Annotated in this window: 21 protein-coding genes; 3 read left to right on the top strand and 18 right to left on the bottom strand. The window is 42.7% G+C overall.

What is annotated here, in order from left to right:
* Positions 1–32: 32 nt before the first annotated feature.
* The gene (locus J1N09_RS08995; protein ID WP_265199821.1) at positions 33–2,576 is read right to left on the bottom strand and encodes a tetratricopeptide repeat protein; all 2,544 of its coding nucleotides are present in this window, start codon (positions 2,574–2,576) and stop codon (positions 33–35) included.
* Between the two features lie 188 nt (positions 2,577–2,764).
* On the opposite strand from J1N09_RS08995, the gene J1N09_RS08990 reads away from it, so the two are divergent.
* Complete coding sequence (locus tag J1N09_RS08990; protein ID WP_265199820.1) at positions 2,765–3,814, top strand: 2Fe-2S iron-sulfur cluster-binding protein; 1,050 nt, start codon at positions 2,765–2,767, stop codon at positions 3,812–3,814.
* Positions 3,815–3,817: 3 nt separating this feature from the next.
* On the opposite strand, the gene J1N09_RS08985 is transcribed toward J1N09_RS08990, so the two are convergent.
* From J1N09_RS08985 to J1N09_RS08975, 3 genes are all read right to left on the bottom strand, one after another.
* Positions 3,818–4,891 (bottom strand): glycosyltransferase family 9 protein, encoded by a 1,074-nt coding sequence (locus J1N09_RS08985; protein ID WP_265199819.1) that lies wholly within the window; start codon positions 4,889–4,891, stop codon positions 3,818–3,820.
* A gap of 2 nt (positions 4,892–4,893) precedes the next feature.
* Positions 4,894–5,502, bottom strand: coding sequence for a DUF4254 domain-containing protein (locus J1N09_RS08980; protein ID WP_265199818.1), 609 nt, complete (start codon positions 5,500–5,502; stop codon positions 4,894–4,896).
* Positions 5,503–5,596: 94 nt separating this feature from the next.
* The gene (locus tag J1N09_RS08975) at positions 5,597–6,520 is read right to left on the bottom strand and encodes a hypothetical protein (protein ID WP_265199817.1); all 924 of its coding nucleotides are present in this window, start codon (positions 6,518–6,520) and stop codon (positions 5,597–5,599) included.
* 39 nt (positions 6,521–6,559) lie between these two features.
* Here J1N09_RS08975 and J1N09_RS08970 point away from each other — a divergent pair, with 39 nt between their 5' ends.
* Entirely contained in the window at positions 6,560–6,790 is a 231-nt protein-coding gene (locus J1N09_RS08970) for a DUF6341 family protein (RefSeq protein WP_265199816.1), read from the top strand.
* On the opposite strand, the gene purD is transcribed toward J1N09_RS08970, so the two are convergent.
* Positions 6,782–8,056, bottom strand: coding sequence for a phosphoribosylamine--glycine ligase (purD, locus tag J1N09_RS08965; RefSeq protein WP_265199815.1), 1,275 nt, complete (start codon positions 8,054–8,056; stop codon positions 6,782–6,784). The two genes, J1N09_RS08970 and purD, sit on opposite strands and share 9 nt — an antisense overlap.
* A 60-nt stretch (positions 8,057–8,116) precedes the next feature.
* On the opposite strand from purD, the gene J1N09_RS08960 reads away from it, so the two are divergent.
* Entirely contained in the window at positions 8,117–9,427 is a 1,311-nt protein-coding gene (locus J1N09_RS08960) for a phenylacetate--CoA ligase family protein (RefSeq protein ID WP_265199814.1), read from the top strand.
* Here J1N09_RS08960 and J1N09_RS08955 read toward each other — a convergent pair.
* The 13 genes from J1N09_RS08955 to J1N09_RS08895 all read right to left on the bottom strand — a co-directional run bounded on the left by J1N09_RS08955 (position 9,419) and on the right by J1N09_RS08895 (position 23,997).
* A complete protein-coding gene (locus J1N09_RS08955; RefSeq protein WP_265199813.1) occupies positions 9,419–10,231 on the bottom strand; it encodes a glycosyltransferase family 2 protein in 813 nt (270 codons plus the stop codon). The genes J1N09_RS08960 and J1N09_RS08955 overlap by 9 nt on opposite strands.
* The gene (locus J1N09_RS08950) at positions 10,200–11,555 is read right to left on the bottom strand and encodes an exopolysaccharide biosynthesis polyprenyl glycosylphosphotransferase (RefSeq protein ID WP_265199812.1); all 1,356 of its coding nucleotides are present in this window, start codon (positions 11,553–11,555) and stop codon (positions 10,200–10,202) included. The genes J1N09_RS08955 and J1N09_RS08950 overlap by 32 nt, the downstream gene beginning before the upstream one ends.
* A 2-nt stretch (positions 11,556–11,557) precedes the next feature.
* Positions 11,558–12,556, bottom strand: coding sequence for a UDP-glucuronic acid decarboxylase family protein (locus J1N09_RS08945; RefSeq protein ID WP_265199811.1), 999 nt, complete (start codon positions 12,554–12,556; stop codon positions 11,558–11,560).
* A gap of 1 nt (position 12,557) precedes the next feature.
* On the bottom strand, positions 12,558–13,871 hold the full coding sequence (locus J1N09_RS08940; protein WP_265199809.1) for a UDP-glucose dehydrogenase family protein: 1,314 nt from the start codon (positions 13,869–13,871) through the stop codon (positions 12,558–12,560).
* A gap of 79 nt (positions 13,872–13,950) precedes the next feature.
* Positions 13,951–15,174: an O-antigen ligase family protein gene (locus J1N09_RS08935; RefSeq protein ID WP_265199808.1), complete on the bottom strand. Its 1,224-nt coding sequence runs from the start codon at positions 15,172–15,174 to the stop codon at positions 13,951–13,953.
* A 125-nt stretch (positions 15,175–15,299) separates the two neighbouring features.
* The gene (locus J1N09_RS08930) at positions 15,300–16,523 is read right to left on the bottom strand and encodes an O-antigen ligase family protein (RefSeq protein WP_265199807.1); all 1,224 of its coding nucleotides are present in this window, start codon (positions 16,521–16,523) and stop codon (positions 15,300–15,302) included.
* Positions 16,507–17,610, bottom strand: a complete 1,104-nt coding sequence (locus tag J1N09_RS08925) for a DUF1972 domain-containing protein (protein WP_265199806.1) — start codon at positions 17,608–17,610, stop codon at positions 16,507–16,509. The genes J1N09_RS08930 and J1N09_RS08925 overlap by 17 nt, the downstream gene beginning before the upstream one ends.
* A complete protein-coding gene (locus J1N09_RS08920) occupies positions 17,570–18,835 on the bottom strand; it encodes a hypothetical protein (protein ID WP_265199805.1) in 1,266 nt (421 codons plus the stop codon). Before J1N09_RS08920 ends, J1N09_RS08925 begins: the two co-directional genes overlap by 41 nt.
* Positions 18,835–20,013: a glycosyltransferase family 4 protein gene (locus tag J1N09_RS08915; RefSeq protein WP_265199804.1), complete on the bottom strand. Its 1,179-nt coding sequence runs from the start codon at positions 20,011–20,013 to the stop codon at positions 18,835–18,837. The genes J1N09_RS08920 and J1N09_RS08915 overlap by 1 nt, the downstream gene beginning before the upstream one ends.
* Positions 20,003–20,692 carry a sulfotransferase family protein gene (locus J1N09_RS08910; protein WP_265199803.1) on the bottom strand — a complete coding sequence of 230 codons (690 nt, stop codon included), beginning with the start codon at positions 20,690–20,692 and terminating at the stop codon, positions 20,003–20,005. Before J1N09_RS08910 ends, J1N09_RS08915 begins: the two co-directional genes overlap by 11 nt.
* A complete protein-coding gene (locus J1N09_RS08905) occupies positions 20,689–21,603 on the bottom strand; it encodes a sulfotransferase family protein (RefSeq protein ID WP_265199802.1) in 915 nt (304 codons plus the stop codon). Before J1N09_RS08905 ends, J1N09_RS08910 begins: the two co-directional genes overlap by 4 nt.
* Entirely contained in the window at positions 21,600–22,907 is a 1,308-nt protein-coding gene (locus J1N09_RS08900) for a flippase (protein ID WP_265199801.1), read from the bottom strand. Before J1N09_RS08900 ends, J1N09_RS08905 begins: the two co-directional genes overlap by 4 nt.
* Before the next feature lie 106 nt (positions 22,908–23,013).
* The gene (locus J1N09_RS08895) at positions 23,014–23,997 is read right to left on the bottom strand and encodes a hypothetical protein (RefSeq protein ID WP_265199800.1); all 984 of its coding nucleotides are present in this window, start codon (positions 23,995–23,997) and stop codon (positions 23,014–23,016) included.
* Positions 23,998–24,003 lie beyond the last annotated feature (6 nt).

Here is a 24,003-nt window from a genome sequence, read left to right as displayed (position 1 = left end):
AGTTAGTTCTAATTAATGGGGATTAACGTTTTCTATTCGACAGTATCGTCCTTCAAATAATCTTCCAGGTTCTTATGAATCTGAACGATCTTGTAGTTGGGTGATGATATTTCGAAAAATGGTTTCTTGATCTTGTATTTTTTATCCTCTTCCAGTACCTGAGCCATTCCTCTGGCACCAAGCTTGGTATTTAGACCGTGAATGATCACAAATCGCGTTTCAGGATCGTAATAGTCAATGGAAGTAGACATCTCGGTATCATAGCGGCGTTCGGCGAGAAATTTGTCTAGTTTGGCCACAAGTTTGTCCATGGTTTCGGTCTCTTCAGGAGTGAATCGGTAGACTACCTTCCACTCTTCACTGTTCTCTTCGTTTACAAAATTCTTCACGCCCAGTTTTGGAAGTACTGTTGAATATATCTCCTGCGCTTTTTTCCCTTCCTCACTGTTCGGATAGTTCAGGGCGATAAAATTGAGTGCTTTCTTATAGGCCTCGAAACCATCTTTCCTGGCCAAGGCGGTAGCTTTAAGCATTTCCAGTTTCGGAACTATATCATTCCCATTGTAGACAGTGATATACTCTTCGGCTGTATCTATTACCTGCTGGTAATTATGTGCTTCAAATTCCCTGTAAAGTCCCTTGTACTTGAACTCCGGACTGGACTCGTCCGTTGCGAGCATGGCCTCCGGATTACGAAGGATCTCAGCATACCTGGAATCCGGGTGATTATTTATAATGTCGTCTTTATACTTATTGGCCAGGGCGGTGCGCTCTATCTGCTGATATATCTTGAACAGATTGTATTTGGCTGGCAATACCAGTCGCTCTTCAGGATTGTATGTCAGTAATTTTTCCAATCGGTTTGATGCAAGTCCGTACTCTTTGAACTTTTCCTTGTAGATCAGGCCAAGCTGATAGTAGGCAAAGTCACGTTCCTTTGTAAGGCTATCAATCACTTTCTCATCCGTAGGAATTAGAGCAATATAGGTTTCTGGCTTGAATCGTTCGTTTTCAGAGATGGGTGTGTTCTCCTCAACTGCAATCTCCTCCGTGATACCAGCACGTTTCCTGTCGGATCTTCTCCAATTGTCTTCACGTGTACGGTCACCCCATATTCTCTTGAATTCCTGTTTCCCGTAGGCTACGGTGCTGGAGTTGTAGAAATAGAATCGGCCACCGCTTTGCTCATTCTTGTTGGAAGCCGTATTCTTCTTGTAGAATTCATTATTCGCGATCTGCTTCTCAAGTTTAACAGAAGCAATGGAATCCTCGATGGCTTTTTGCTTCAGTTTGGCGGTATAATCTGTAAAATAAGCCAGGAGCTGTGCTTCAGATAAGTTCGCCAGGCGCAGGACACTGTCGTTAAGTGTGGCGATATCTTCGTATTTGATCACATCGTCCAGATTCTCACGCTTCTTCTTAACACGTCTCCATGGGCGGGTATTCGGCTCCAAGAACGTTAAAGTGCTATCGTAATAATTTCCGGCCCTTTTGTACTGGGCATTATCGAAATTGATCTCAGCAAGTGTAGAATAATTAACCGACTGCATTACCCGGTCGTCCTTATAATTCTTGATGGACTTGTTGTAGTACATTACAGCGGTATCGATGTTTTCTGTACTTCGATAATATTCACCTATCTGGTTGTAGATCCTGTCCAGGAACGGACGGTTCTCACGGTTCTTCTCGAGGTCGAATAACAATTCAAGGAACGCAACCCTGTCTTCCTTGTCGTAGTTAAAGTTTCTTGCCTTTTCGATATACGCGTTTATCATATAAACACGTGGAGACTTTCTGTTTAGCGCAATAACCTCATCGAAGGCCATATTGGCGCTATCCTTCATCTCCATTCGATTGTATATCTGACCTTTGATGTAGGCGTAGCGACCTTTCAGCTCGTTGTCTTTTGTGTATTCTGAAGCCAGTTTGATGTAAGGAAGTGCACCGTCCAGGGAGTCCAGGTTAACGAATGCCTGAGCAAGTATGGCCGAAGCGTCTGCAAGATCTTCATCTTCCAGGTCTTCGTTCTTCATCATTTGCTCCAGATCTTCAATGGCAACGTCTTCATTGGCAAGGCGAATGTTGGCTTTTGCCTTCCATACTTTTGCCTTGTTGATACTATTACTAGTAGGGTATTTATTCAGAATAAAATTAAAGGCATCCATTGCGGGGATAAAACGCTGATCGTAATATCGCGCCTTTCCTAGCATCATGTAAGCCTCGTCTATTTGTGGATTGTGTTCTTTACCGTCGATGTAAATCGAATGTCTTTGAATTGCTTTTGCCGCCTTTTCTTCGGATCGCTCGAATTCGGGGTTTTTGGTTTCACCTGGCAGGGCCATGCTCTCTTCGAGCTCAAGCCTTTCAACAGGTAATACCTCCCAAAAGTTGTCCCTATAAGTGAGAGCCAGCTCCTCTTTTCCTCTGTCCAGAGCAACATTTCCGTTGTACAAAGCATTATATTCACCGGTAACTGCATGAAAATTTCTACTTAAAAAGGTGTTCTTCTTTCGCGAGCAAGCAGACAGTAAAACGATCGCGAGGATGAAAATGGTAATTTTATTGGCGCCCTTCAAAATTGTTTCGGTTTATATGATATTGTAACTTAAAACCTTCGCTTTTAGTATGTAAAACCGGAAGCGGATGGTAAAAATACATTTCTTTTTCATAACACTGCCCGAAAATTGGGTAAAATTCAGTGATATTGCAGCTTCACACCCCTTAATTCAAATTCAGGATTTGTATTTTTGCAAAAAATAATTCTATGAGTAACTTCTATACGTTAAGCGTTTCCGAAGTAAAAAAAGTAACCCCGAATTCAGTTCGTGTCAGTTTCAACATCCCTGATGACCTGTCAGATACCTTTGCATTTATTCCAGGTCAATACATAACGATAAAACAGGAATTGAACGGAATGGAGATTCGAAGGGCGTATTCGATTTGCAGCAGTCCTTCAAGCGGTAAACTAAGCGTGGGTGTGAAAAAAGTGAAGAATGGCGCCTTCTCTGTATATGCGAACGAGGAATTGGAAGCCGGGAACACCCTCGAAGTTATGCCCCCTGAAGGAAAGTTCACCCTTGAGCCTCAGTCGGATAAAACAAACCACTACCTCGCATTTGCAGCAGGAAGTGGAATTACTCCAATACTTTCCATTATGACTTCCGTGCTGGAAGAGGAGCCAAAGAGTACGTTTTCATTGATCTTCGGAAATCAATCTTTGGAAGAAACAATGTTTGCAAACGATATTTCCGAACTAAAAAACAAATATCCAAACAGGCTGAATGCAGAGTATCTGTTCAGCAGAAAGAAGGAGGATTTTGGATTATTCGGAAGGATAGAGCGATCAACTGTCAATTACCTTTTGAAGAATAAATTGCCTCAGGAAGACTTTTACTCCTATTTTCTCTGTGGTCCGGAACAGATGATTACTACAGTTTCAGAATTACTAAAAGAAAATGGTGTTTCTGAAGATAAGATTCATTTTGAGCTCTTTACCTCCACAGACTCCGAGGAAACAGAAGTAGTGACCGACGGACGATCCAATATCACCGTAATCCTCGATGATGAAACCGAATCATTTGTGATGGATAATGATACACCTATTCTCACTGCATGCCTGAATAGAGGACTTGATGCTCCCTACAGTTGCCAGGGCGGTATTTGCAGCACTTGTATTGCCAGGATTACCGAGGGCAAGGCCGAAATGAGGAAGAACCAGATCCTCACGGATGAAGAGATAGAAGAAGGGTTGATACTTACCTGCCAGGCGCATCCTGTGAGTCCGTCTGTAACCGTGGATTACGACGATGTTTAGGGGCTAAAGGAAATTATTTATCTTTTTAATGACCGACGCCACCGGTATGGATTCCATGGCATTTTCGTAGCCTGTAGGATACGAATTCCCATACACAGATGTTGGAATAAGCGGGAATTTTTCGCGGTCGCACAGTAATTGGTTAGCCTCAGGCTGATTGAAAGGCGTGAAGCCCAGGCAGGGATGTGTAACTCCCCATAGTGTAATAACTGGCACTCCGAACATTGCCGCCAGGTGGCCGTTACTACTGTCCATTGCCACCATAAGGTCCAGGTTGCAAATCAGGGAAAGTTCTTCTTGAAAAGTGAGCTGATCGGCCACATTGACTACATTCTTGAACTCGGCCTCCATGGCCTTTAATATCTCAGTTTCATCCGGACCTCCTCCCAGCAGGAAGACCTTGCAGAGGTTAGACTGATCGAGTTCGCCTATCACCTCTTTCATCATTTCAAGAGGATACATCTTGCTGGCATAAGCCGCGAAGGGAGCAATTCCAATAGCCTTTTTCGGTTCATTCCCGAAGAAATGCTGAATGCGGGGGGATACATCCATCCGCTTCGGAAAGCTGTGATCTGCTAAATCAATGGAAAATCCGAGCTGCCTGAATACATCTGCGTATCGCTCATGGGTAGACTTTACGTGTGGGAGCTCCTTTCTATTTCCGGCGGTAAGGAATTTCTTTTCTGCTCGCCCTTTATCGATAAGAGCGTTTTGAATCCCCTTCAATTTAAGCGATGTCCGAATTATCTTAGAGCGAATCACATTGTGCATGTCTGCTACAGCATCGATGCCGGCCGACTTAGCCTCTTTCGCCAATTTTAGCAGACCAAGTCCTTTGTGCTTTCCATAGACATCGGCTTCTAGAAACCTAACCTCTGGCATCACATCAAATATCGGCTTAAATTGAATCCTTGAGACAACGGTTACTTTCAGGTCCGGGTAGTTCGCCATTAACACGCGAATTACGGGAACCATCATCGCAACGTCCCCCAGGGCTGAGAGTCGAATTACAAGTATATGTGTTGGCAGTGCCATGTTTGTTTGCAGGGTGGTTCGCCTGTGCTTAGGAGTGAACACAATTATTTCTGGTTCCGCAGCACCGGATTCATTTCGTCATCATTGTACATCTTCATCTGCTTGTACACCTTCATATATTTTTCACCTTTGGCGATATCATCGAGCAACTGATCGATGGCCGTGCTTAGGTCGACCCTTTGTTCTAGCAGTACCTCCAACTTCGCTTTACAGGCGGAAATATGTTCCGGACTGGCATCAGTTCGGTTGGCTTCTTCGGCCATGTGATATATCTTCAGGGCCAGAATGGATAATCGGTCGATACCCCATGCTGGGCTTTCGGTGTTGATAGTTGCAGTTTCAGAAGGAACTACATCCTTGTATTCATCTAGAAAATAACTGTCTATGTATTCTACCGTATCCGTACGGTCCTGGTTAGATGCATCAATCTTCCGCTTTAAGGTAAGTGCCGCTTCAGGATCGATGTTGGGATCTCGAATGATGTCCTCGTAATGCCACTGTACCGTATCTATCCAGCACTTTCTGTATAACAGGTGCTCAATGAGTTCAGTTTCTCCATCGTAGGGATTTGAAAAGGGTTGATCTACACTGTCTTTTATGTGGTAGGTATCAATTGCTTTCTGAAATATCCGGTTCGCTTTATCGCTAAACATTGGGTTGCGGTTTAATTAGGTTATTGAAATCAAATGATTCCGCCTGCAAAGGTATTACATTTCATCTGTTTAACTGCAATTATAGGCTGTCCTGCTAAAGAAAAACCAGGCCAACAGGAATTAGGATTGACAGCCACAATATCAGCTCCCTGAAAATTCCCGATTCGCTGTTTTCGATATAGTCGGCAATGCCTATCGCGAGGGGCGGAATAACAAAATACAATTCGCTTCCGTTTTTTTCCGGAGCTCCCAGGGCCACGAATAACGAAATGATCAGGACAACGATCAGGACAACGAAATTAGGTCGCTGTTTTCGCATTATACTGGACACCTTGAACAACCTGTAAAAGGTAATCCAGATAATCCATGTTAGAATTAAGCTGGCGGGGATCAGAAGGTTCCAGCTATTATAGGCCGATGCGTCGAGTCCGATGGAAAAATTCAGTTTATCAAACCAATTGAAAGAGTCTTCAACAAGCAAGTGCACAGAGGTGATAAGGCTAACAACTCCCAGCAAAGCTATTGATGGGATGAACAAATACCGAAATTTTGTGTTAGGGCTGCGTAGTATAGCGAAATATATGGCCGCAAAATAGACCAGGCTGTAAAAGTAAAAATAGGAGGCTACGAATATCCATATCGAAGCATCCAAAAGTTTCTTTTCCGAATTTCGTTCCGAAGTAAAACTAAACACCCTCCTCAATGCAAAAAGGCAAAAGGTGTTTGCTATGAGGATTTCCGGATCCCCATAGGCCATTGGGATCATTAAAGTGAAACAAGTGAAAAAGAAAACGGCCAGAGTACTCGTTCGGGTCAGGTTGTTCTTTCGAACGATGAAATCCAGCAACAACAAGGTAAGTACCAAAAGAAAAGGAAGTCCCGCCAGTTTGACGATCGCAATGGTATCAAATGCCGATTTCAGTACGAACAACTGGTAACCCACATAGCTTAATCCCAATACAATTCCGAGGATCAGGAAATTTACCGGACTAGATTTACCGAAAAATCTTGTGAGCATTGAGGTTAATTTATATTTTTGCCCTATAAAGATACAGTTATGAAGGACTTTTTTTACGGAATAGAAACGCTATTTGTCGATTATCTTTTCTGGCCATATGATGCCTTACGCGCTATGGAGTATGATTCCTGGTGGGGTGCAAATATTATGAGCTGGTTGTTTTTTGCGATCGGTTTTGTAGCTTTTATCTATTGGATGCGTAAACTGAGCGAGGTAAATGCCGCTGGCGAAGAAGACCGTACTTCAACTTCTCACTCCTATTTAGGATAGATCAAATCCGATATCGGTTCTATAATACATCCTGTCGAACGATAGTTTTGCTACGTTTTGATAGGATTTTTTTAGTGCCTTTCTAAAATCTTCTCCCAGGGAAGTTACTGCAATAACACGCCCTCCGTTAGTTACTACTTCCCCCTCTTTCATCGCAGTTCCCGCGTGAAAAACAATAGAGTCTGAAATATCTGAAATTCCGGAAATGTTCTTTCCTTTCTCATAAGCTTCGGGATAGCCACCCGATACTACCATGACTGTAGTTGCCGATCGCGGGTCTAACTCCAAATTCATTTGGTCCAGCTCCTGGGTGTAGGTTGCTTCGAGAAGTTTAACGAGGTCTGTTTTAATCCTAGGTAATACCACCTCCGTCTCGGGATCACCCATACGAACATTGTACTCTATAACGTAGGGTTCATTGTTAACCTTAATAAGCCCTATGAAAATGAAACCTTTATAATCAATCCCTTCTTCCTTGATGCCGTTCACCGTTGGCACTACTATTCGCGATTCGATCTTCTGCATGAGTTCCTCATCGGCGAATGGAACCGGGGAAATCGCACCCATTCCACCAGTGTTCAGACCACTGTCACCTTCGCCAATGCGTTTGTAGTCTTTTGCTGTAGGCAGAACCTTGTAATTCTTTCCATCGGTTAATACGAACACGCTTAGTTCAATACCATCCAGGAATTCTTCGATTACCACTTTCGCACTTGCCGCTCCGAATTTGCTGTGAGCCAGCATATTTTCCAACTCCTGTTTTGCTTCCTCAAGGGAATCCAGGATGAGCACTCCTTTCCCGGCGGCCAGTCCGTCTGCCTTGAGAACGTAAGGTGGTTCCAGTGTTTCAAGGAATTCTTTTCCTGCATCAAGAGTTTCTTTGTTGAAACTGGAATAAGCAGCTGTCGGGATCTTATGTCGGGACATGAACTCTTTGGCTCGTTCCTTACTACCTTCCAGTAAGGCTCCTTCGGCAGAAGGGCCAATGATCATCACATTCTTTAAGTTGGAATCTTGCTGAAAAAAGTCAACAATGCCATTCACCAGTGGATCCTCCGGGCCAACCACCACCATATTTATGTCGTGCTCGAGGACAGCTCGCCTGATGGCTTCAAAATCGTTCACCGAAATAGCTAAATTCTTAGCCATGGCCTGTGTACCCGCATTTCCGGGAGCCACATAAAGATTTTTACACAGTGGGCTTTTTGCCAACTGATAGGCAAAGGTATGTTCACGGCCTCCGGATCCAAGGATAAGAATGTTCATAGGTAAGGTTTTATTACGACTTCAAAAATAATTGTTTGTAAATTGAAGCCCTAATAATTTGTGTTGAATTTATTCGAACTTTCGCTGCGTTTCAATGGTTTCCCGATAAAGGAAGCAAAACAATTGCTAGGTGAGATCCAGGCAATTCCCGAAGCTGATTATAAAGAATATATTTTCGGCCGACAGAAATCAATTCTTCTCTTTCATCTCACGGAAAATTCATTCTATAAAAACTTTGCTCCCCACGCCAATGCAGAGAACTGGGCTAAAGTGCCTATCATGACCAAAAGTGATCTCCAGAAACCCCTTGCAGAGCGACTCAGTAATGGTTTCTCGAAAAAGAAGGTCTATGTTAACAAGACGTCCGGGTCTAGTGGTCATCCTTTCATTTTTGCCAAGGATAAATTTTGCCATGCTCTAACCTGGGCGGAAATACTTGATCGATTTGGTTGGTATGGAATCGATTTTCACAGTTCTTACCAGGCACGTTTCTATGGAATCCCCCTTGATACCGTTGGCTACAGGAAGGAGCGATTCAAAGATTGGTTGGGGCGCAGATATCGCTTTCCCATTTTTGATCTTTCAGAAGAAAAAATGAGGCAGTTCCTGGAACACTTCCGAAGGAAAAAATTCGATCATATCAATGGGTATACTAGTTCCATAGTGCTATTTGCAAAGTACGTGCAATCCCAGGGCTTGATCCTGAAAAACATATGTCCCACGCTGAAGTACTGTATTGTTACTTCGGAAATGTTATACGACAGCGATAAAGCCTTGATGGAGGAAGCCTTTGGGGTGCCTGTGATCAACGAATACGGGGCCAGCGAATTAGACCTCATAGCCTTTACCAATATGCATGACCAGTTCGTGCTGAATAGTGAAACGCTATATGTTGAAGTTGTGGATGATAAAGGCATGCCGGTTCCTAATGGAGAACCTGGTCGAATTATAATTACTTCACTATACAACAAGGCCCACCCCATGATCCGCTACGACATAGGCGATACCGGGATCATTCATCCGGACAGCACAGCTAAAAAGCCTATCCTTCAGAAGCTCATCGGCCGAACCAACGACCTGGCCAAATTACCGGGCGGAAAGACGGTTCCGGGGCTCACCTTCTATTATGTTACCAAGAGCGTGATCGAAGACGATGGAAACGTGAAGGAGTTTATAATTGAACAAACTGCGCTGGACAGATTCAGGATCATTTATGTTTCTGAAAGAGAGCTCACGCAATCCGAAATTGAGGCCATACAAAAAGCACTCTACACCTATCTTGAAAATGACCTTACCCTAACGTTTGAAAGAGAGGAAGCGCTGGACCGAAGCAGAAGAGGCAAGTTAAAGCAGTTTACTTCCTTACTTTAACTTCTGAATATATTTCGGCCGCACGAAGAAATACTCCATGAAGAACTTCATAAGATTCCAGCTCGATTTTACCGAGGAATACCCCATGTGCTCTCTATAAAACCGATAGTTGTATTTTACCAGTTTCGTTTTGTCTGAACTGATGGATTGTTGCCTCACCCGATAATATGCAAGGTCTTCCTGAATTCCTTTGGCTGCTTTTCCGCTGCGTTTGATGGCCTCCAGCCAAACCGCCCAATCCTGTCGCTTACGTATGGCTGGGGAAGGAATCTTTCCCAGTGTTTCCGAACGGTAGATCCCTGTAAGGTTGCCAATGTAGTTATTCTTATGCTGCTTTTGGTAGCTGAGCTCTGGCATGGCGACTATCCTTTTGTGAAGTGGATTGCCATGCTCGTCTATATGCAGGTAGCTGGAAAAAGACACATCGCAGTCGTTTTGCTCCATAAACGCCAGTTGCCGTTGCAGTTTTTCAGGATGCCAGAGGTCGTCGGAGTCTAAGAAAGCAATGTAGTTTCCATTTGCCATTTCGGTGGCCCTGTTTCGGCAAAAAGCTGCGCCTTTGTTTTCGGAAAGAGATTGAATGTGGATCCGTTGGTCTTTATCTGCATAGCGTTTTACTACCGCCATGGAACCATCTGAAGAAGCGTCATCAACAATGATCTGTTCCCAATTAGCATGGGTTTGATTCAGTACGCTTTGTATAGTTTCAGCAATAAAAGATTCTGCATTATAAAGTGGCGTTATAATGGAAACCAGCGGTGTATCCGTACCTTTAGTAGGCTTTTTTATCTCCTTTGATTGCATTGTAAACCGTTTGAAACACGATCTTTATGTCCAGGAACAAAGACCAGTTCTCCAGGTAAAAGATATCGTATTTCACCCTGTTGATGATATGGTTCTGGTCTTCCACTTCACCGCGGTAACCACTTACCTGTGCCAAACCAGTGATCCCTGGTTTCACGAAGTGCCGTACCATGAATTTATCGACTCGTTCGGCATACATATGGGTGTGACTCACCATATGTGGCCTAGGGCCAACCACGCTCATTTCACCTTTCAATACGTTAATGAATTGAGGCAGTTCATCCACACTTGTCTTTCTTATTACTCTACCAATTCTGGTAATACGAGGGTCGTTCTTCTGAACCTGATGCAAATGCGCCATAGGATTAGGACGCATTGAACGAAATTTATAACAATAGAATTCCCTGTAGTCTAGTCCGTTTCGTTTTTGCTTGAAAAAGATCGGGCCCTTGGATTCCAGTTTGATGATAAGTCCGAGTAATGGGGTAAGCCATGAAAGTACTCCAACAATGATAATGAGAGACAAAGCAATATCGAACCCTCGCTTAACGAATTTATTGAATGGTTCTTCAATAGGGATCTTCCGCATAGACAGGATCGGAAGATAACCGTAGTAAGTAAAATCAAGTTTCTTACTGTATATCTCTTTATTGTCCGGAAGGAATTTAAGAATCTTAAGGTTATTATCGGCGTAATCGATAAGTTTCTGAAGTTCTTCGTTGCTAAGTTCACCTACAGAGGAATAGATCTCATCTATGTTATTTGTGTCAATGTATTCAACACATTCTTCCACACTTACTTTTTCAGCTCCGCTAACATCAAAAATATTCAGGAGTTTATAACCGTATTCCGGATTGTCATCAAAGAACTTTCGAAGTTGATCTGTCTTTTGGTTTAGCCCTACGATCACTACCCTTCTCAGGTTCCCCCTAAGAATTACGCGATATTTTTTTAGTAAATAATAGACCCCTACTTTAACAATAGCGATGTACAGGATCACCAGCAGGACATATCTGAAGATCTGAACCGGATCCACCTCCAATTCGCGGTAGAATCCAAAGAACGAAAACACCAGCAGTGCAAATAGCACCCCTTGTTTTCCTACCAATGAAAAAATTGTGGTCAGGCGTGTGAATCGATATATCTCGTAAAAATGAGAACGAAGCGAAAAGATAATCCAGCCTATGGTGATAAATACCATATAGTTTATAAAGTGGAAGCTGGCGCTAAAGAAATGATAGGCCAGAATATGGATAATGGCCAGATCGATCAAGTATGAGATTGGCCTTAAATACCCCGAATATCTTCCAGTTCTATAAATCATTCTTATAGCCTGTTGTGCTTTGAAAAATCTTTGTGTTCACTATTATACAATTCCTCTTCGGTGAGTCCTTTGAAATATTCGAACGTTTTCTTCATTCCTACTTTCCTGTCCACCTGAGGCTCCCATCCGAGAATTTCTTTTGCCAGGGAAATATCCGGTTGACGCTGTAATGGATCGTCCTTCGGAAGTTCTTTGTATATGATCTTCTGCTCTGATCCCGTTAACCCAACCATCTCTTCAGCAAAATCCAGTATGGAAATCTCGTCCGGATTTCCAATGTTCACCGGAAGAGAATAATCACTGAGCAGTAAGCGATACAGTCCTTCTATTTGATCGTCGACATAGCAGAAGGACCTCGTTTGAGAACCATCTCCAAATACCGTTAGATCTTCACCCCGGAGTGCCTGGCCCATAAATGCCGGGATGACTCGCCCGTCGTTTAGACGCATTCGTGGTCCGTAAGTGTTGAAAATACGAGCTATGCGGGTCTCAAGGCCGTGAAAACGATGATAAGCCATGGTAAGGGATTCCTGGAATCGCTTGGCTTCGTCATACACCCCCCGTGGTCCAATGGTATTTACATTTCCATAATAATCTTCACTCTGAGGGTGCACCAGGGGATCACCGTACACTTCTGATGTGGATGCGATCAATATCCTGGCTTCTTTCTGTTTCGCCAGGCCAAGTAAGTTGTGCGTTCCTAACGAACCAACTTTTAAGGTCTGAATAGGGATTTTAAGATAATCTATCGGGCTCGCGGGCGATGCGAAATGCATGATATAATCCACCCTTCCTGGAACGTGTACGAATTTGGTAACATCGTGATGGTAAAACTCGAAATCCTCCAATTTGAATAGATGGGAAATATTCTTTAGGTCACCGGTAATCAGGTTATCCATTCCAACAACCTTATATCCTTCCGCGATAAACTTGTCACAGAGATGGGAGCCCAGAAATCCCGCTGCACCGGTAATTAGAACTTTTTTCTTTCCCTCCTTCATACTAAGAAATTGATTGGTTTCTACCTATGGAAACGTATTTAAATCCTTCGTTCTCCATATCATCCACTGAATAGATATTGCGTCCATCGAAGACCACATTATCCTTCATCAACGTTTTCATCTTTGAAAAGCTAGGGGATCTGAAAATGCTCCATTCTGTACATATTACCAATGCATCCGCATTTTTAAGTGCCTCATACATTCCTTCGGCATACTTCAGGCGATCTCCGAATTTCTTTTCAATATTTGGCATTGCTTCCGGATCGAAAACCGTAAGATTTGCGCCCATAGCGAGCAATTCATTCATAACTGTGATAGATGGCGCCTCCCTGATGTCATCAGTTTCGGGTTTAAAAGCAAGTCCCCAAATGGCAATGTTTTTTCCACCCAGGTCATTGTGAAAATGCTTTTGAATCTTGGGTATAAGTATTTTCTTCTGAAGCTGATTTAGTCGGACCACCGCATCGAGGATCTGAAAATCGTAGTCGGCCTTGTCTCCAGCGTGGATAAGTGCCTTTACATCCTTGGGAAAGCAAGATCCGCCGTAGCCGATTCCCGGAAAGAGGAACCGCTTGCCTATGCGCGAATCCGTACCAATTCCAACACGTACCTTGTCCACATCTGCACCTACTTTCTCACAGTAATTCGCGATCTCGTTCATAAAGGTGATCTTCATCGCCAGGAAGGAGTTGGCCGCGTATTTTGTGAGTTCAGCCGATTTTTCATCCATAGTAATAATCGGATTCCCGGACCGAACAAAGGGTTTGTACAGCTTTTCCATTAGTTTGGATGCCTTTTCACTACTGGATCCAATAATGATTCTTTCGGGTTTCAGAAAATCGTCCACCGCGAATCCTTCCCGAAGAAACTCAGGATTAGACACTACATCGAATTCAATATCGGTATTTTCTGAAATTACCTCGCGAACCTTGTCCGCCGTTCCTACAGGAACCGTGCTTTTATCCACAATTACTTTATACGAACGTATTTTCTTTCCAATTTCTTCCGAAACATTCAGCACATATGATAGATCTGCCGAACCATCTTCATCTTCCGGGGTTGGTAATGCCAGGAAAATGATATTCCCATGTTCCAGGCCTTCGTCTAAAGAGGTGGTGAAACGCAATCTTCCGGCCTTGATATTCCTTTCAAAAAGCACATCCAGGTGAGGTTCGTAAATAGGAACCACTCCTGCTCGCATCTTTTCAACTTTAGCTTCGTCTATATCAACGCAGATAACTTCATTACCGGTTTCCGCCAGGCAGGTTCCTGTAACCAATCCAACGTATCCGGTCCCAATAACTGCTATTTTCATATATCAATAATATCTTACTATTAGTTTATTGCCCTATTCGGCCTTCTAAACAGGCGCAAAAATACAACTTGCCCTCATATTAGCCTTCCTTTTGCTCATTGTTTCCATTGATAAAATTGCTGGATAAGAGCACAATAAGCATGAAGCCGATATAATAAGCCCCTATTTGCCTATGGAACACATTCTCTACCATAAGATAACCAATCATTCCAACCAACATTGCCATGGAGAAATAGTGCCTGATATTCTTCAAAAATGTCACTGCCAGAAATCCTATAAAGAGGATTAGTGCGAACAAGCCAAAGCTTAAATACGTATCCATGAATTGATTGTGCGAATTGTATTCCATTGCCATATAGCGATTTCGCTTCCAATTGCCTTCTATGGTCTCATCATAACATGCTACGAGTAGTTCTTTGGTCTTCTTTATCCCTAATCCATCCAGTAGTAACCCTTCCGAATTCGCTACTTCTGTCGCGCAGCGCCAAACAGTAGTCCTAAGCTCCCATGTCACGGTGTTCTGAAGGAAAGAACTTTCCATGCGATCCCCATTTTCCGCAGCATTACCGTCTTGTTTAAGGTTTGAATATGCCACCACTAAAACCGCAATGCAAATACCCGAAACCGCTATTGCTAAAACCTTCGCCAATTTATACCTGCTGTACAACATTCTTAAAATGAAGACTGCCGCCAAAATGATAATCGCAATCTTGGACACCATTAGGAACACGAACAGGATGTTTACGATGATATTGATGAGGTGATACTGGTTGTTTGGATGATATTCTTTCGACATAGACCTGACCGAGACAAGAATACTCAGGATACTTAGCAATCCAAGGTAGAGTCGGTCTATGAGGAGGGCTTCAATTACTTCCCTGGAATATCCTAACGCGATATCTTCAGAAATATTAATGATCACAATGATCTTTATCACCGAAAAGACAATGGCGGCAAGGGACGAAAATATTATAGCCATACCGATCTTCCGACTGTCTTCAACAGGTATGTAGAGGATTGCCAGTCCGAATGCCAATGCGATCTTCTTTATTACTACTATGTCTTCTGCAATCCGCTCGAAAAAGAGTGAATTCAACAAGAGATATAATAGAAACAGGAGAAAAACAATGGCAGGTCCTTTGCGTATTTTAAATAGATCCTTTCTATTTAATACAAAGGGGAATAGTGCCAGTAGAGCAATCAATAATATGTTCGGAAGAGCTCTTACATAATTATCAAATGGTATTGTTAAAAACAATAGCATATAGATATAAGGGTAAATCGCTCGTAGTAGAACTCTCATTTCAGAATAAACACCAGATTAAAACCGCATAATTTGGTTGCAGTAAAGGTATCTCTTTTATTGTAAATGATGCTGATAAGAAGCTGAGGTTGCTCCAAAAAAGTTCTCATCTTTACAGAATGACTCTATTTTTTTTGGTTCTGAATTAGAGTGTCGGAATTAATTAACAAACAGTATAGAATTAAAAAATGATATAGTCCGCGCTGTCTCCAAATATACGTCTCTGTTAGAAAGATAACCGCCGCAATAAGAAAGAAACTCAATACGAGTATATCTCTTGTTTTGATGTATTCCTTGAGAAGCGCACCGAGTAATAAAATGACGAACAACAATCCGAAAATTCCTAATTCGGCGAATGCCTGGATATACTGGTTGTGAAAATTATACTCGTAATAGCCCTGCCATAGGTTATAGTATTTCTGTTTCTCAATGATCTTCTCCTTTGAATTGTTGATCCCGAATCCGGAAAGATAGGCGTCATGTTCGTCCATCATTTCCACAAAGATCCTGGCCTGGAAGAGACGGATGGTGGTCCCGGTCCAGTCGTACACCTTATTGAATCTTTCACATTCCATCACCTCCTTTACGTTGGAGACGCTGACCTCTCTTTCAAATCGATCCCGCACCGGGTTTGAAGTAGAGAACAACAACAATATTCCAACCACGAGAATTGAAAGCATTACAATGATTTTCTTTTTACTAAACGATCTTATGATCCCATAGGTAGTAATTAAGGCGGTGGTTACTATTATTATTTTCGAAGAAAGCAACACCAGGAATACTGCATGAACCAGTAATAGGCCTATCGTGATTAAGTTCTTGCGTTGGGTGAACAGCAGGAACAAACCGCTTAGCGACACCATAACCGAAACATAAATTGCATTCAGATCCATTGGCGACACCAGTGCGTGGTAGAAAAACCTGCTGAGGTTTCGGAATTGGAAGAAATGTATGGCCGCCAATGCAATGAGAAAAACGGCCATTACAGAAATTGCAACGGCGAATAAATATAGAATGCTGTTTCTCGACCTAGCAGTGATCGAAGGCATAAGCGCAAAAGCCAGGGGTATTAGCACCAGTGCGAGTTGTCGCTCCAATCCCCTCATAGAATTCGCTACATTATTTGTCCATAACAGGGAAACAATCATAAGAACGAACAATAAAACCGGGATGACGTACGCCTTTCGAAATCTTATTTTGTGATATCTCACCGAGCCCAGAGAAGCTGCCAACAGGACAATAAGCATGGCGGTGCTGAATCCATAGCGCAGCGGGATCGAGATTAAAAATGCCGCTAACAGGACTACAAAGGTCCGTTGTGAGTTGAATATATTAGTTAAATTCTGCAAACTTCTCTTCGAAATAATCCAGGTAGGATTTATTTATCAGGTCCCAGCTGAATTTCTCTTTTATTTTATTGGTGTTATTGGTGAGGAAGTGGGAGTATTCTTCTTTGTTTTTCACCTTTGTTATCACACCCGCCACTTCTTCTTTGCTCCTGAAATAAAGCCCGTCCTGCTCCAAAATAGTGGCGTTGAACCGATTGTTATGAGCCACGATCAGCGCATTACTTCCCATGGCCTCAAGAAGTGATGGGTTTGTGCCTCCCACAGTATGCCCATGGAAGTATAACTTTGAATAGTATCGGAGGTTGTTCAACTTCCCCAGGTCGTATATACCACCTAAAAAACGAATATTGGGATACGCTTTGAACTTGTCCTTGAGGTAAGCGCCAAACTTGTTCACATCGTGCTTCCCAACAACAAGGAAGGGCTCCTCTGTTCCGCTTTCAACATAGCCGTCCAATATCATTTCTATGCTGTTTTCCGGCTCCATCCGTGCAATGAGCATGTGGTATTTGTAGGGGTCAATATTGTATTCAGAGAGTGCTGTGCTGTCAGGATCTGTAAATACAGTAGATCCATATGGGATATACCTGGATTCTGCATCATAGGTCTCCTTCAGGTAATCCTGGATTCCCAGTGAGTCTGCAATAAGGTAATCACTCCCCTTCACGCCCAACGACTCTGCATACTTCAAGAACTTCTGAACTTTTTTCGAAAACTTCGTCCGTTTCCATTCCAGTCCGTCCATGTTGGTTACTATCATGGATCTTTTCGGCAAATATCGTCTCCATATCGAGCTGCTGGTATATCCCAATTGCAAAATGACATCGAAATTTCGTTTTCTGGCATCGTGTATACAATAGAAATCGTAGATGAATTGACCCACTGTACCGATCTTATCTTCAGGGTCCTTGCAATGAATCAGTTTTACCCCTTTGTATTCCTTCTCCTGGTACTCATGGTTCTTTGATGAATAGACATAAACATCATGTCCTTTCTGTTTCAAATACACCGAAAAGAACTCTGCGAATTGTTCAAATCCTCCGTAATTATTCGGTATGCCCCTGGTTCCCAGTATCCCTATCTTCACTTGATTCCAATTGTTTAAATGCAAATGCCCCTCCGATAAGTAACGCTGCCATATCGTAAGGCTTAAAAAGTCCTGTCACTACAAAAGTGGTAATAAGTATATAAAATGCGGTCATTACCAGTATGTTGTTCCCAATATCTGCTATTGTTCTCCGGCGTGGTGTATAGGAGAAGGTATAGAGGTATAGCACCGCTATCAAATAAACGATGAGGCCCAGTACACCGGTCTTCATATACAAATACGCAAAGCCATTATGCGTTAGTGATAAGTGTTGGGTTAGTTCGCCATCCAGCCGCGCTTCAAAACCAATATCGACAGTAGAACCAAATCCCTGCCCTACCAGCCAATATTTGCCTTTATCGGCTTCTTCATACACCTTCAGTGCTTCGTACGCCCGCCAGTGTTTCCACAAAGCCCGCCTGTCCAGATCCTGAACGTTGATATTTCCTACCGAAAAACTTTCGTCAACTGAGTTCTTAATTTTCAGAAGAAAACTATCTACTACACCCGGGTTTTCCGTCTTAGGATCGTAGTTGCTCAGAAACAAGGCAAACCCGGCACCTATCATAGCCATTACAACAAGTGCAATAGTCCCTCTCCTGTTCAATTTCAGGTAGCCGAAATAGGCCAGCGATCCCAGTACCAGGACCATGATCATCGTCCTGGAAAAATACAAGAGGAACGATAACACCAGGCAGGCAACCAAGGCCTGGTAAAATATCTTGTATCGTGTTTTTTTAATGGGCAGGCCTTTAACACAGATGATTATGAAAAGTGCCACGGTCTCCACGTGGTTATAGCGCCCGAAAATATTCCGAATTCCACTGGTATGACCCGGTATAATGTTGAAATAGATCACAAAACTCAGTAAGTGCATCACGGCGTAATAGAATCCCATAAGCACAAGGATGTTCAAGAAGGTCATTTTGCTTCTAAATCGCATGGTAAGGAAGTATCCCGCAGTGATTACCAGTATTGGCCGGGTGTAATAAATGAGATCTTTTATGAAATAATAATAGTCGTTCTCAGGATTGAAGACCGAAATCGAACCAATAATGACCAGCACAAACAGGATAAGGATCAGCAAAGCAGCCCGACTACTAAGCATCCTTCTAAAAGAAATGACTGTAACAAATGCAGCAACAGCAAAGGAAAGCTCAATATTGGCCTTCTGAAGGGACCAGATGAGTAAAACCAGGCATATGTTATAGATCCATTGCCCCATTACAGTTCATTATTATACATTTCTATAAACTTTCGACACATCCTTTCAGTGGTATATTCGCTCTCTGCTACACTAAGTGCTCTTTCCTCCAGTCTTTGTTTTAGCTGTACATCATCAAGCAATTTCTTAATAGCCTCCTTGTACGATTCTTTACTTTCAGGATCGAACAGCAATCCCGTATTATTATGATCTATGATAGTTGCTATTCCACCAATATCCGAACCTATCACGGCCTTTCCCGCCAGCATGGCCTCCACAACCACCAAACCAAAAGACTCCGCTTCCGTTGAAGGTACCACCGCAATATCCATAGATTCCAGCAATGGGAAAATATTTTCCTGGAAACCGATAATTCTCACTCGGTCTTCAAGGGCCATCCTCCGAATCTTGTCTTGTAAGTTAACCAAAAAGTGCTCTTGTCCGGGAGGTGGCGAACCCACAAATCGAACTTGCAGATGCGGATACTCCTTTGCGATCTCGCTAAACACATCCAGCGTGATCTCGTGTCCCTTCAAACGGTTAATCCGGCCAACCAAGCCCATCACGATGTCTTCGTTCTGTACTTTGAACAATTCCTTTCGAATAGAATTTCTTGTCTCTTCTGAAATAGCTTCACCTGTGCGGTCGACTCCGTTCACAATAGTTAGCGACTTTCTTTTTAATGAATGTGACAGGCCGTTGTAAAATTTCGCTGTTGCTTCAGAATTATACACTATACGATCTGCACTGTATTTCAATACTATCTTAAAGAAATGTGAGGCTGCCTTAGGACTGTCCATGATCTCATGAACATGAAGTATGTGTTTTGTTTTTCTGAACTTACAATAGATGGGGCCGAAAAGTGTAGCCAGGGTATTGGAGTGGACGCAATCTACCGTTATATCTCTGGTGGCCCTTCTGAAGATTCGCTTAGCCTTAAAATATTCTCCCATTAAGGCGAAGATTCCGAAGGATTTCAGCATGGAGCGCTTCAGTTTCACCACCGGCATTTCGATGATCTGTATTCCCGCTTCCTGTAATTTCTCACGCAGCGGCCCTTTTTCAGGAGGTAAACAGACGATAGGATTGTATTGAGAACTTTGTTGATTCATATGAAGCACAAGGGAGAGTAACACCTTGGACGACCCGTACAGGTCGCAGGAGATACTCACGAATATTATGTTCTTCTTAGCGCTCATATCCAAATTTTTCAAAGTCCTTCGGGTAGAACGAATAAACGAGCTCTTTCTCTGCTTCTGTTAGTGATTTCTTTTTCTTCCCAGAAAACAACCTAGTGAGTGAAAAACTCGACCACAATTTTGTGGATTTCAGTAGGGCTGCCATGCCACGCTTTAAGCCTTTTTCCGACTTATTCACATGTGGAATCTCGTGACTTTCGAGACCTGTTTTCGACAAGACGAACTTCATATCCTCCGCCAGATTCTCCAGTTTACCAACATAATCCACCAATAACTTCTCGCCGTCGAACAGGTAATCGTACTGGGTGGCGTAAAAGAAATCGCTTTCCTCCAGTCGGCTCTTCACCACCTTATTCATAAAAGCCGAAAACGAGATGATCTTGAAATAGCCCAGGTAATTGTACACAGACAATAGCCTGTTATACGGATTCCGAACGAAGGAAAATGTAAAATATGCATCATAAGTTTCCTGGTCTGTATATCCGAAGGAAACATATTCCTTTGCCTTTAGATGTGCCAATCTGTGTGGCCCTTTTTCGCCTGTTCTTTTCTTTCGCAGGAGTAATTCTTCTCGTGATTTCCAATTGAGTCCGAGGTCCTTCAAAAAGATGGTTTCTATACTTTGTCCCGCTACTTTCGGGATGTGAACAAAGATGGTATGGTGTTTCGGACTGATCATACCACCATTTCCTTTTTCCAGTATGCCTGCAGGTCAATTCCTGTTAGTTGAGCTGTCCTTTCAATATCCTCATTGAAATATTCCATAAGCCTGTTGTAGGTCTCCGGGGATATTTTCTCCTTTTCACCTTCCTTGTAAAACAATCGGTTTTTTAGTTTGTCTTTGGCCTTTTCCGGAAGTAGCCATTTGATAGACTTCTTGATCTTCTCGGCTCTTAACAGGTCCAGCAGTCCTTTGTTCTTTAATTGCTTTGAAGCATTGTGATTGGTGTTGTCTTCAAAAGTAATTTCTTCAAGACCCAGGAAATCGAATATCTCCGGAAGTGCATCTCCATTTCGCCTGGTCCAATCTTCAGAGATCAACACCTTGATGTTTTCAGAAGGAAAACGATCGAAATAAGGTTTGAGCTGATCGTAATACAGCCCCATTTCCAGGTACATATTTCCCCCTCCCCAAATCTCTTTCTTTGGCGCCTCGAGAGCATGCTCGAAAGTTATTGACTTATCATGGCCTGTCTGATAATTCATAAGGTAATGACTATGTGCCCTATTCGCGGGGTTGCGCAAACTTACCAGTATCTTTGCGTTCGGGTTATAGCTGTGAATCCTCTGGGCAGTTCGTTTATCCCAGAGATAGGAAGGGCTTACTTCTCCCATCAATTGACCCGGTTTGGCCGAATCGAACAAACTGCGATACACTATTTTATCACCAATGATCTTCATATGATATTCACGGCCCGGATCCGGTGTTTCGTATGCTTCTTTGTCCACGGAATCGACTTCCGAAAAGTAATTGCACTCCTTAACTCGTGGCAGAAAGATTTTCGGATGTTGCTGCAAATAATTGTACAGCGAGGTAGTGCCTCCGCGGGCAACACCTATGACGAAAAATTCTACCTTTCGCTGCATCATTTCAGAGTTAAAAACGTTATCATTCTATCTTTTCTGTAGATGTAGGCCGTGGTCACTATATTCCAGAAAACAGTCGAAATGGTAGTCGCAATCGCGGCTCCAAGAATATCGTAAATCGGAATAAGGATTATGTTCAGCACTACATTTATCACGAAGGCGGTGACCAATATCCTTTGGAAGATCACTTGTTTGCCGGTCATATTCATATAGGTGCCAACAGATCCGCAGAAAGCGTTAATTGCCTGGCCCATTAGTAATACGATCAATGCCCACTTCGCCTGGACATAATCGGGGCCGAAAAATCCAAGTATCATTTCAGAAAACAACAGCACCACCACTATGGCCGGAAAAGTGAAGAGGAAGATCAAGCGGGTGGATCGTCTTATCCCTGCTCTCAGGCTATTCATATCGTTCAGGTTGTACCACTCCGAAAAGGAGGGTGCATAGACGGTGTTCACCGAGGCTAATACTAGCGACAGAACTGTGGTTAATTTTATAGCAACCGCATAAAAAGCAACACGATCGAAACTACTGTATTTGCTTAAAAGGATCACGTCAACGCTTTGCATTAGTAAATAGGTTACTGCACTAATGGCCATGGGTCCACTGCGTTTTATGATCTGTTTATAGGTGATTACTTCGGAAGTGATCTGAGGTTCCATTTTCGTGAAATAGTAAAACAGGAGGGCTGTAGATAATAGTGCCAGCACAACAAAATTCAGCAGGAAAACCTGAACGAGAAATTCGGGGTTGCCGCTAAAATAAAGGTAGATCACGGCTCCGAAGAAAAGAGCATAGCGAAGAATGTTCCTGTAAAATTCAGAAACATATATCTTATTGATCGCCCGGAACACATCAATATTCAGCAGCGTAATTCCGTAGAAGAATAAAGCAAAAACCGAATAAGTAACCAGCCTGGAGACGGGCTTATCGAACAGGCTGTCAATAAATTCAGGTGAGATACCAACTATGGCGATAAAAAAAACAAGGGCGATCGCAAATACGATCACCACCATCTTCCTGTAAAGCCTACTGAGATAAGGCAGCGAATTTTTAGATTTCAGATAGCCGGAATAATAGATCACCGATTGGTGCATTCCGAAGACACAAAAACCACCGAGAAAAATGAGTAAAGCCCTGCTAAAATCGTATTGCCCAACCAATTCCGCATCGAAATTATTTGTGAGAACCAGTGTTAGCACAAAGAACAATAACATTCCGGCAACGCGTAAGCCCAGCACATTGATGCTTTTAAACACCATCTTATTGCTAAGCAATTCTCGAATGGACCGGACTAGTTTCATCTCTAATAATATATTTCCCCAACAATGGAAAAGTGCCGATAGATTCTAAAGCTTGGTTACCTCAAGGTTGAGATGCTTCAGAATAAGACTTCGTGCACTGGAGCAATTATTTGGCTTGATCCAGTTCTTCCGAATACTGTTTCCCCCTTAGGTAAACATTACGCGCGATGAAGAATCCAATGTAAAGGAAAACCAGTAATATAGGCAGCAAGGTCTTTTTCTTACTCAGGAATGAAGAAACACTGTAGAAATTTGGATCATTAACCAGTTTGACCACCTGGTCATATTTGACAAGCTCCGTTTTTAGCATTTCATTTTCTTCCATGAGCTCTTTTTTCTTCTCAATAAGCTGATGCAGGTTGTTATTTTCCTGGATCTTGAAATTCATCTCGCTGGCCATTTCCTTGGAAGCATTCTTACCTGAGTACTCATCAAAGATTGCATCAATGTTGGCAATACTCGTGTCATTTCGCTGGATTCGCAATTCCGTTTCTACTACTACAATTTCTTTTGTCTTGTTGTAGGTTTCGTTGCTGTTGAGGTAAGCCATTATCTTATCAATAATAGCCGTATCGCTCTTAAGCGAGCTAAGAGTGATCTTGTGATAAGTATATTCCGGGAAGTATATCTCTGAAAGCAATGGATCTTCTTCATGCCCAATTCGGCTAAGATAGGATTCCAGGTTTCGGTCATTAGTCTCCTGTCGCTCCAGTAATTCAACAATATTCACTATGGGTTCAATAACAAGATCCTCGATGTCCGGGTTTTCTGTATCAAATCCATACTGCTTAACAAACCGCGTATGCCCCTGCTTGTATTTTACATTCAGAAGCTCAACTGCATTGTACACATAATTTGAGCTGTCAAAATTATTTTGAACAATGAGAACTGCTTCCTTGGTGGGCGTAATCGTAGATTGCCACCAGCTTCCGAGGAAGTACCCTCCTACAATAAGTACTGTGAGTACGATCCAGTTCTTGAACACAAACCGGATGCCTTTGTAAATGCTAGCAAGGATTCCGTGATAGACCTTGTTAAGTCGCTTTAACAATACGAACAGATCTATTTCTTCCTGATTGTTCTGTGCCATTCTCTT

The sequence above is a fragment of the Aureitalea sp. L0-47 genome (assembly GCF_026126405.1).
In the GTDB taxonomy this organism is placed as follows: Bacteria; Bacteroidota; Bacteroidia; order Flavobacteriales; family Flavobacteriaceae; genus Pukyongia.
This window is presented reverse-complemented; position numbering and strand designations above follow the sequence as displayed.